Origin of the sequence: Luteococcus peritonei (genome assembly GCF_039526385.1) — a bacterium.
GTDB lineage: Bacteria > Actinomycetota > Actinomycetes > Propionibacteriales > Propionibacteriaceae > Luteococcus > Luteococcus peritonei.
Genome location: NZ_BAAAIX010000017.1, coordinates 40111 through 49884 on the forward strand (window position 1 = coordinate 40111; position 9774 = coordinate 49884).

Annotated in this window: 10 protein-coding genes and 1 tRNA gene; 9 read left to right on the top strand and 2 right to left on the bottom strand. The window is 68.8% G+C overall.

From position 1 onward, the window contains the following. Positions 1-33 precede the first annotated feature (33 nt). The 5 genes from rph to ABD073_RS08440 all read left to right on the top strand — a co-directional run bounded on the left by rph (position 34) and on the right by ABD073_RS08440 (position 4892). Complete coding sequence (gene rph / locus ABD073_RS08420; protein ID WP_343873599.1) at positions 34-798, top strand: ribonuclease PH; 765 nt, start codon at positions 34-36, stop codon at positions 796-798. Then, entirely contained in the window at positions 798-1532 is a 735-nt protein-coding gene (locus ABD073_RS08425; RefSeq protein ID WP_343873600.1) for a non-canonical purine NTP pyrophosphatase, read from the top strand. The genes rph and ABD073_RS08425 overlap by 1 nt, the downstream gene beginning before the upstream one ends. Next, a complete protein-coding gene (locus ABD073_RS08430; protein ID WP_343873602.1) occupies positions 1516-2310 on the top strand; it encodes a thymidylate synthase in 795 nt (264 codons plus the stop codon). The genes ABD073_RS08425 and ABD073_RS08430 overlap by 17 nt, the downstream gene beginning before the upstream one ends. Before the next feature lie 237 nt (positions 2311-2547). After that, complete coding sequence (locus tag ABD073_RS08435; protein ID WP_343873604.1) at positions 2548-3519, top strand: dihydrofolate reductase; 972 nt, start codon at positions 2548-2550, stop codon at positions 3517-3519. Continuing rightward, a complete protein-coding gene (locus ABD073_RS08440) occupies positions 3516-4892 on the top strand; it encodes a DNA polymerase IV (protein ID WP_343873606.1) in 1377 nt (458 codons plus the stop codon). Before ABD073_RS08435 ends, ABD073_RS08440 begins: the two co-directional genes overlap by 4 nt. On the opposite strand, the gene ABD073_RS08445 is transcribed toward ABD073_RS08440, so the two are convergent. Both ABD073_RS08445 and ABD073_RS08450 read right to left on the bottom strand, forming a co-directional pair. Further along, positions 4871-4956, bottom strand: a tRNA-Leu gene (locus ABD073_RS08445). The genes ABD073_RS08440 and ABD073_RS08445 overlap by 22 nt on opposite strands. A gap of 45 nt (positions 4957-5001) precedes the next feature. Further along, on the bottom strand, positions 5002-5481 hold the full coding sequence (locus tag ABD073_RS08450) for a peroxiredoxin (RefSeq protein WP_343873608.1): 480 nt from the start codon (positions 5479-5481) through the stop codon (positions 5002-5004). A gap of 140 nt (positions 5482-5621) precedes the next feature. Between ABD073_RS08450 and ABD073_RS08455 the strand changes: the two genes are divergently transcribed. The 4 genes from ABD073_RS08455 to ABD073_RS08470 all read left to right on the top strand — a co-directional run bounded on the left by ABD073_RS08455 (position 5622) and on the right by ABD073_RS08470 (position 9651). Further along, positions 5622-5933, top strand: a complete 312-nt coding sequence (locus ABD073_RS08455) for a DUF3618 domain-containing protein (RefSeq protein WP_343873610.1) — start codon at positions 5622-5624, stop codon at positions 5931-5933. Between the two features lie 317 nt (positions 5934-6250). Further along, on the top strand, positions 6251-7561 hold the full coding sequence (locus ABD073_RS08460) for an ABC transporter substrate-binding protein (RefSeq protein WP_343873612.1): 1311 nt from the start codon (positions 6251-6253) through the stop codon (positions 7559-7561). Between the two features lie 72 nt (positions 7562-7633). Further along, positions 7634-8713 carry a carbohydrate ABC transporter permease gene (locus ABD073_RS08465; RefSeq protein ID WP_343873614.1) on the top strand — a complete coding sequence of 360 codons (1080 nt, stop codon included), beginning with the start codon at positions 7634-7636 and terminating at the stop codon, positions 8711-8713. Between the two features lie 173 nt (positions 8714-8886). Continuing rightward, complete coding sequence (locus ABD073_RS08470; RefSeq protein WP_386751695.1) at positions 8887-9651, top strand: carbohydrate ABC transporter permease; 765 nt, start codon at positions 8887-8889, stop codon at positions 9649-9651. Positions 9652-9774: the final 123 nt, after the last annotated feature.

Here is a 9774-nt window from a genome sequence, read left to right on the forward strand (position 1 = left end):
AGAACTGTCAGCCCAGAAGGATAGGTTTGCCCCATGTCTGAGACCACCCCCACCGCCACCCGTGTCGACGGCCGCCAGGCCGATGAGCTGCGCGAGGTCAGGATCACCCGCAACTGGCTGGACCACGCCGAGGGCTCCTGCCTGGTGGAGTTCGGCAAGACCCGGGTGCTGGTGGCGGCGAGCGTCGAGGAGGGCGTGCCGCGCTGGATGAAGGGCCAGGGCCGGGGCTGGGTGACCAGCGAGTACGAGATGCTGCCCCGCTCCACCAACACCCGCAACGGCCGCGAGTCCCGCAAGGGCAAGATCGGCGGCCGCACCCACGAGATCAGCCGCCTGATCGGCCGCGCGCTGCGCGCCGTGATCGACTACGAGGCGCTCGGCGAGAACACCATCGTCATCGACTGCGACGTGCTGCAGGCCGATGGTGGCACCCGCACCGCCTCCATCACCGGCGCCTACGTGGCGCTGGCCGACGCCGTCGAGTGGCTGCGCGAGCGCAAGGCCCTCAAGGGCGAGCCGCTCAAGGACTCGGTGGCCGCCATCAGCGTCGGGGTGGTCGACGGCGTCCCGATGCTGGACCTGGCCTACACCGAGGACTCCACCGCCGACACCGACATGAACATCGTGGTGGCCGGCAACGGTGACTTCATCGAGGTGCAGGGCACCGCCGAGGGAGTCCCCTTCGACCGCGAGACCCTCAACACCCTGCTGGACCTGGGACTCAAGGGTTGCAACGAGCTCAAGGCCATGCAGCAGGCCGCGCTCGACGGCCCCGGGACCGCGCCCGAGGTGCGCTGATGAGCGCTCCCGGCCCCCAGGGCGCCGGGCAGGAGGAGCCGCGCGCCAGCGTGGTGCTGGCCACCAACAATGCCAAGAAGCTGCGCGAGCTGCGGGCCGTGGTGGACGGCTTCGGCATCCCGATGCGGGTGCTGGGCCTGTCGGACCTGGATCCCTACCCCGAGCCGGCCGAGACCGAGCGCAGCTTCGAGGGCAATGCCCTGATCAAGGCGCGTGAGTGCGCCCTGCGCACCGGCCTGCCCGCGCTGGCCGATGACTCCGGGATCGAGATCGATGCCCTCAACGGTTGCCCGGGCGTTCGCTCGGCCCGCTGGGCCGGCCCGCAGTGCGACGACCAGGACAACAACGAGCTGCTGCTGCGCCAGCTCTCCGACGTGCCGATGGGCCAACGCCAGGGACGGTTCGTCTGCGCCATGGCCTTCGCCGTGCCCGATGGTCTGGGCGGCCTGCGCCGCAGCGAGGTGCTGCGTCGCGCATGGCCCGGTGAGCTGGCCACCGCGCCGCGCGGCACCAACGGCTTCGGCTACGACCCGCTCTTCATCCCCGACGACGCCCCCGAACGCGACGGGCGACGCCTGCACAGCGCCGAGCTGGACCCGGAGCTCAAGAACCGCATCTCGCACCGCGGCCAGGCCGTGCGGGCGATGATGCTGGTGGTGGCCGGGATGCTCAACCTGAAGGACCTCTCCCAGCACGACGAGCCTGAGGACGGCGACGATGCAGCAGTATCGTGACCTGCTCCGCCATGTGATGGACCACGGCGTGGACAAGGCCGACCGCACCGGCACCGGCACCCGTAGCGTCTTCGGCCACCAGATGCGCTTCGACCTCACCGACGGCTTCCCGCTGCTCACCACCAAGAAGCTGCACACCCGCAGCATCTTCGGCGAGCTGCTCTGGTTCCTGCGCGGCGACACCAACCTGGCCTGGCTGCACGCCAACAAGATCTCCATCTGGGACGAGTGGGCCGACGAGAACGGCGACCTCGGGCCGGTCTACGGCTACCAGTGGCGCAGCTGGCCCACCCCCTCGGGCGAGCACGTGGACCAGATCGCCCGCGTCATCGAGTCCATCAAGCACAACCCGGACTCGCGCCGCCACATCGTCAGCGCCTGGAACGTGGCCGACGTGGACTTGATGGCCCTGCCGCCCTGCCACGCGCTCTTCCAGTTCTACGTGGCCGACGGCCGGCTCAGCTGCCAGCTCTACCAGCGCAGCGCCGACATCTTCCTGGGCGTGCCCTTCAACATCGCCTCCTACGCCCTGCTCACCCACATGTTCGCCCAGGTCTGCGAGCTCGAGGTGGGGGAGTTCGTGCACACCCTCGGCGACGCGCACATCTACTCCAACCACTTCGAGCAGGTGGCCACCCAGCTGGAGCGCGAGCCCCGCCCGCTGCCCACGCTGCGCCTCAATCGCGCCGTCCGCGAGATCGACGCCTTCGAGCTCGCCGACATCGAGGTCATCGGCTACGACCCGCACCCCACCATCAAGGCACCGATCGCCGTCTGATGGTGCAAGGGGGGGCGACCCCCCTTGGACCCCCCGTGCTCGGCGTGCGTGGACTGCTCGCTCGTACCTCGCTTGCAGGCACGCCGAGTCAGGAAGAGGGGGCGACGCCCTCGGACCCGCTCGACGGCCGCGCGCAGACCCTTCGCCAGTGCCTCGACCCGGGGGCGCGCCAACCAGCTCCACCCGCGGCGGCGAGCCGCATGGAAGGATGGTGGCAGGCGGGAGAGAGGACGACAGATGCGTGTCATCGCGATCGCGGTGGTGGGCCGCAACGGCGTGATCGGCGACGGCCACGACCAGCCCTTCAAGTTCCGTGAGGACTGGGAGCGGTTCAAGGCCACCACCATGGGCCACCCCATCATCATGGGCCGCCACACGCAGGAGGCGATGGGCCGCTACCTGCCCGGACGCACCACCATCGTCGTGAGCCGCGATCCCGAGCAGATCGAGCTGAGCGATGCCGACAGCGCCCCCAGCTTCGCGGTCGGCTCCGTCGAGTTCGCCCTGGAACTGGCCGAGAGCCTGGACGATGTCTGCTTCGTCGGCGGCGGTGGACAGGTCTACCGCAATGCCTGGGACTTCCTCACCGAGCTCGACATCACCGAGGTGCATGCCGACGGCTGGGGCGAGGTCACCTTCCCCGAGGTCGACCCCACCGACTGGCGGTTGCTGAGTCGCGAACCGCGCGGCGAGTTCGACTTCACCCGCTGGTTCCCGATCACCCGCTCCGAGCGGCTCACCATGTTCCCCGTCGCCCCCACCGATCTGCCCGACTGGGCCCGGCTGCACTCCGCCGACGACCTGCCGGTGGTCGACATCTCCCGCCACGAACAGGGCCTGGCCGCCAACATCGAGCACTGGCTCGACGACGGCCTGGGCTACTGGCTGGTGCGCGACCGGCTCACCGAGGCGCCCAAGGGCGTCGGCGGCGTGCGCCGCAGCAAGGAGAACCCGGACGGCACCTGGAGCCTGTACTACCGCTTCGTGCCCGAGGCCCGGCAGCAGGGCTATGCCGTCGAGGTGGCGCGTGCCGCCATCACCTCGCTCAAGGTGGTCGACCCCGACGCCGAGCTGCGCGCCGCCCTGCGTCCCACCAATGCTGCAGCGATCGCGGTGGCCGAGAAGATCGGGCTGGAGCTGGTGGAGCGCGCCAGCGATCCCGACGGGCGGAAACGGCTGGTCTTCGGCGGCTCCGTCGCCGACCTGTGAGGTCCACCGCCGCGATCCTGCACCTGGACCTCGACGCCTTCTTCGCGGCCGTCGAGCAGCGCGACAAGCCCTCGCTGCGCGGCAAGGCGGTGATCGTCGGGGGAGTGGGCGGCCGCGGCGTGGTCTCCACCGCGAGCTACGAGGCGCGACGCTTCGGCGTCCGCTCCGCCATGCCGATGCACGAGGCCCGTCGCCGCGCGCCGCACGCCGCGGTGCTGGGCGGGCGCTTCGACGCCTACCGCCAGTCCAGCCGGATCGTGATGGCCCTGCTGCGCGAGCTCTCACCGTTGGTGGAACCGCTCAGCATCGACGAGGCCTTCGTCGACCTGGAGGCCGGCGGGCACGACTGCCGTGACCTGGACCAGCTGCGCGCCCTGGGACAGAAGCTGCGCGCCGCCCTGCACGAGCGCACCGAGGGCCTCACCGCCAGCGTGGGGATCGGCTCCAGCAAGTTCATCGCCAAGGTGGCCAGCGAGATGGCCAAGCCCGACGGGCTGGTGGTGGTGCCGCCCGGCCACGAGGTGGAGGTCATCTCCCCGCTGCCCGCTCGCTCGGTGCCCGGCGTCGGCCCGGTCACCATGGACAAGCTGGACCGGCTCGGCATCCGCACCGTCGCCGACCTGCAGCGCGCCGAGGTCTCCGAACTGACCCGCGAGGTGGGCCGCAGCTGGGGCGAGGCGCTGCACGAGCTGGCCTTCGCCCGCGACGACCGCCCGGTCAGCCCGAGTCGCGAGGCCAAGTCGATCTCCGTCGAGGACACCTTCGAGACCGACATCACCGACCGCGCCGAGCTGGCCGAGGCCGCCACCCGCGATGCGGCCCTGGTGGCCGCCCGGCTGCGACGCTCCGGCCAGTTCGCCCGCACCGTCACCCTCAAGCTGCGGCTGGCCGACTTCACCACCTGGACCCGCTCACGCACCCTGGAGGGCGCCACCGACTCCACCGAGCGGATCGCCCAGGTGGCGCGAGAACTCCTGGCTGCGCTCGACGTGCGTGAGGGGGTCCGGCTGCTCGGCGTCGGGGTGGCCAACTTCACCCTGGCCGCGCAGGAGGAGCTCTTCGGCCTGGCGGGGGACCAGCCCAGCGCTGCACCCGACCAGACCACCACCACGCAGGAAGAGCCGCAGCGCCGTCGTCGGATGGGGGAGTGGAGCCCCGGCAGCGAGGTGGAGCACCCCGAGCACGGCCGTGGCTGGGTCTGGGGATCAGGCCTGGGCCGGGTCACCGTCCGCTTCGAGGACCGTCACAGCGGCATCGGGCCGGTGCGCACCTTCCGCACCGACGATGACCAGCTGGCCCATGCCACCGAACCGCTGCCGATGGCCTGGGACCGGGCCGAGCCCGCCGAGGATGGTGCCGGAGAAGGGACTTGAACCCTCACGCCCTGTGGGCACAGGAACCTAAATCCTGCGTGTCTGCCAATTCCACCACTCCGGCCTGCGCGCCCTTGCCCCGGCGCGGTGGGGTCGTGCGGGGCCCTGCTCAGATCCCCAGCTCGCGTCGCAGCTTGGCGACGTGGCCGGTGGCCTTCACGTTGTACTGCGCCACCTCGATGGTGCCCTGGCCCTCGGCGTCGACATCGATCACGAAGGTGGAGCGGATCACGCCCTCGATCTCCTTGCCGTAGAGCATCTTGGTGCCGTAGGCGGCGTAGGCGTCCAGCACGGTGCGCTCCGGGTCGCCCAGCAGGGTGATCCCCAGGTTCTCCTTCTCCCGGAACTTCCCGAGCTTCTCGGGGGTGTCCGGGCTGATGCCGACCACCTGGTAGCCGGAGCCGGTGAAGTCGTCGACGGCGGCGCTGAAGTCGACCGCCTGGGTGGTGCAGCCCGGCGTCATCGCGGCCGGGTAGAAGTAGAGGACCACCTTCTGGCCGGCGAAGTCGGACAGCCGGACGATGCGGCCGTCGGCGTCGGGCAGGGCGAAGTCGGGGGCGGCGGAGCCGGCTGCGAGGCGATCGGTCATGCCCCCACGATAACGGGGTTCGCCGACAGCGCACACGTCCGTCCGTCCCCGTCGTGGCACGGCAGGACGGCTGGGGCATAGGCTGGTGTGGACATGCGGCCCCTCGGGGACCGATGACCGTGCTACACAGGAGACCACCCATGGCCGACACCAAGAAGGCAGATCCCCGTTCCGCCGAGCAGATCCGCGCAGACATCGCCGCGGCACGTGCCCGGATGAGCGCGAACGTGGAGGGCCTCGTCACCGAGGTGCACCCCAAGGCCGTGAAGCAGCGCAGCGTCGACGAGGCCAAGGCCTTCATGATGGCCGAGGTGGACCACGCCAAGAGCCAGGTCAAGGACGAGGACGGCTGGCGCACCGACCGACTCACCGTCGCCGGGGTCGCCGCCGGCGCCGCCATGCTGGGCCTGCTGACCCTGCGGGCCATCATCCGCAAGGTGCGCAAGGGCTGAGGCCCGACCACAGACGTACCCCCTCGACGCCCGCCGGCAGGATCCGGCGGGCGTCGTCGCATGCTGGGCAGCTACTTCTTTCCAGTTGGTCAAATTCTCAGTGGGCCTGCGCCCGCATGGAACGAGCAAATCTCGGTGACAAGGGCCCTTGCGCCGCCCTTGAGTCCCCGGGGTCGAGGCCCCCAGCCAGCCCGGAGAGCTCCGGTAACGATCCGGCACCCAAGTCCGCCCCGTCGACAATTGGCGCGTTCCCATCGTCTAGTGTGTGCACCGACGCCCCAGACGATTGGGGTCACACAAAGAAGTGAGGAAGACACATGTCTGCAAAGAACGTGCGCCGCGTCGCGGTCACCGGTCTGTCCGTGGTGGCCGTGCTGGCCACCGCCGCCTGTGGCGGCAGCAAGGATGCGGGTTCCGACAGCTCCGCCGCGGCGCTGAACTGGGACCAGAAGGGCCCCATCACGTTCGTGCAGGGCAAGGACAACAACAACCTGGTCCAGCCGCTGCTGAACGAGTGGAACAAGGCCCACCCCGACGAGAAGGTCACCTTCGTGCAGCTGTCGGCCTCCGCCGACGAGCAGCGCCAGAAGATGGTGGACAATGCCAACACCAAGGGCTCGTCCAACTTCGACGTGCTCTACCTGGACATCGTGTGGACCGCCGAGTTCGCGGCCAAGCAGTACGTCCACGAGCTGCCCAAGGACCAGTTCTCCACCGACGGCATGCTTGAGTCGGCCGTCAAGGGCGCCAGCTACTTCAACAAGCTGTACGCCGTGCCCGGTTCCTCGGACGGCGCGCTGCTCTACTACCGCAAGGACCTGCTGACCCAGGCCGGCATCACCACCGCTCCCAAGACCTGGGACGAGATGAAGGCCGCCTGCACCAAGGTCAAGGCGCTGCCCGGCCAGAGCGGCATCAACTGCTACGGCGGCCAGTTCCAGAAGTACGAGGGCCTGACCTGCAACATCGCCGAGATCGTCAACTCCGCCGGTGGCGAGTTCCTGGACGACCAGGGCAAGCCCCAGGTGAACTCCGAGGCCGCGCTCAAGGGCGTGCAGTGGATGCAGGACGCCTTCAAGGACGGCACCATCCCCAAGGCCGCCACCACCTGGATGGAGGAGCCCAGCCGCCAGGCCTTCCAGGACGGCAAGCTGGTCTTCCTGCGCCAGTGGCCCTACGCCTACTCGCTGATGCAGGCCAAGGACGGCTCGTCCAAGGTGGCCGGCAAGTTCGACATCGCCCCGCTGCCCGGCCTGACCGGCCCCGGCGTGTCCACCCTGGGTGGCCACAACCTGGCGATCTCGAAGACCGCCAAGAACCTGGGCACCGCCCGCGACTTCATCAAGTGGTACACCGACGAGGCCCAGCAGAAGGTCGCCGCGCAGAAGGCCACCCTGGCCCCCTCGCGTGAGTCGCTCTACTCCGACGCCGAGCTGACCAAGCAGCTGCCCTACCTGCCCACCCTGGTGGAGAGCATCAAGACCGCCAAGCCCCGCCCGCAGGTCGTGCAGTACAACGACGCCACCCAGGCCATCCAGGACGCCACCTACCAGGTGATCCAGGGGACCTCGGAGCCCAAGGCCTCCTTCGACGGCCTGCAGACCAAGCTCTCCGAGCTGACCAAGTAAGTTCTCGACAGCAACCGGCGCGGGCGGGACTCCCGCTCGCGCCGGTTTCCTGTTCCCAAAGGAGGGAAACCGATGGCACAAGCTGTCGAAACGTCGGGGGCCGTTCGCACGAATGCGAAGAAGAACCCCCTTTCCGACGGCCAGGGCCGGCTCGCTGCCTTCCTGGTCGCCCCGACCCTCGCGGTCATCCTGTTCGTCGTCGGGCTCCCGATCATCCTGTCGGTCCAGGAGTCCTTCTTCCGGACCAATGACGGCGTCGACCCGACCACCGGCCTGGTGAGCTCGGGCACGAAGTTCGTCGGTCTGGACAACTACGTCAACGCCTTCACCGCCACCAGCAGCTCGGTCAGCGGTGTCTGGGGCTCCATGCCCCGCCTGCTGAACGCCTTCACCAACAACATCTTCTTCACCGTGGTCTGCGTGCTGATCGAGACCGTGCTCGGTGTGGCCATGGCGCTGATCATGGCGCGGGCCTTCAAGGGCACCGGCCTGGTGCGCGCCGCCATCCTGGTGCCGTGGGCCATCCCCACCATCGTCTCCGCCAAGCTGTGGTTCGTCATCTTCGACGCCAACGGCATCATGAACCGCCTGATCGGCCGACAGGTGCTGTGGCTGGGTGATTCCGCCGCCTCGCAGTGGGCCGTCATCATGGCCGACGTCTGGAAGACCGCACCCTTCATCGGCCTGCTGACTCTGGCCGGCCTGCAGACCATCCCCGCGGAGGTCTACGAGGCCGCGAAGGTGGACGGCGCCACCACCTGGCAGCAGTTCACCCGCATCACCATGCCGCTGGTCAAGCCCGCCCTGGTGGTCGCGGTGCTCTTCCGCACCCTGGACACCATGCGCATGTTCGACCTGCCCTTCGGCCTGATCGGCCCGAACAAGTACTCGGTCGAGACGCTGAGCATGTTCGCCTTCAATGAGGCCGTCAGCCAGCGCTACGGACCGGCCGCGGCCTACTCGGTGCTGCTCTTCCTGCTGATCGTGCTGGTGGCCTTCCTGTTCATCAAGCTGCTGGGCGCCGACGTCGTCGGTGACCCGGAGACCAGGGCCATCGCCGACCAGCGCAAGCGCATGCGCAAGCTCCACAAGGAGCAGGTCCGCAAGACCAAGGCCGCCCAGACCATCACCTCCGGGGAGAGTGCAGCATGACCCAGCAGGCTTCCATGAACGCTGCGGTTCCTGCCGGTCAGGAACTGCTCACCGACGCCGAGCTGCAGCAGCTCAACAAGCCCCAGCGCAGCGGCAAGCAGGTCGTCGGGGGCATCGCCTCGCTGCTCGGCATCGCCTTCATCATCCTCTACTGCATCCTGCCCTTCCTGTGGATGGTGATCAGCTCGCTGCGCCTGCCCTCCGAGGGCCTGAGCAACGAGTACCTGCCCAACCCGGTCTCGCTGGAGAACTACCGGATCGCCTTCAACGAGAAGAACAACTTCCTGCGGGCGATCGGCAACTCCGTCGTGATCAGCGTGGTCACCACGCTGCTGACCCTGCTCTTCGGCATCGTCGCCGCCTACGCCCTCGCGCGCCTGCGCTTCAAGGGCAAGGCCCTGGTGCTGGCCATCATCATCGGCTGCTCGATGTTCCCGGCCATCACCATCCTGGTGCCGCTGCTCAAGATGTTCACCGGCAGCTACGACTGGTTCCCATGGAGCTGGATGAACACCTACCGCGCGGTGATCATCCCCTCGCTCAGCTTCGGTCTGCCGCTGTGCGTGTGGAACCTGACGGCCTTCTTCCGCCAGCTGCCCGTCGAGCTGGAGCAGGCAGCCATGGTGGACGGATGCACCCCCACGGAGGCCTTCCGTCGGATCATCCTCCCGCTGGCGGCGCCCGGCATCTTCACCACGGTCATCCTGACCTTCATCGCGGTCTGGAACGAGTACATGTTCGCCATGACCTTCCTGCAGGACCCGAAGAAGATGACCGCTCCGGTGGCGCTGGCCGGCTTCACCGGCGACTCCGCCTTCAACATCCCCTACGGCTCGATCATGGCCGCAGGCGTGGTGGTCACCGTCCCGCTGCTGTTCATGGTGCTGGTCTTCCAGCGCCGGATCGTCGCGGGTCTGACCGCCGGTGGCGTGAAGTAGCACCACGGCAGGACATGGCAGGGGCGCGGAGAGATCCGCGCCCCTGTCGCATGTCCGGGGGGGTGTCCCTATGTTCCTCGTCAAGCGGCGAGGGGCATGGGTGAGGGTGTTGGGGCGGGGGCC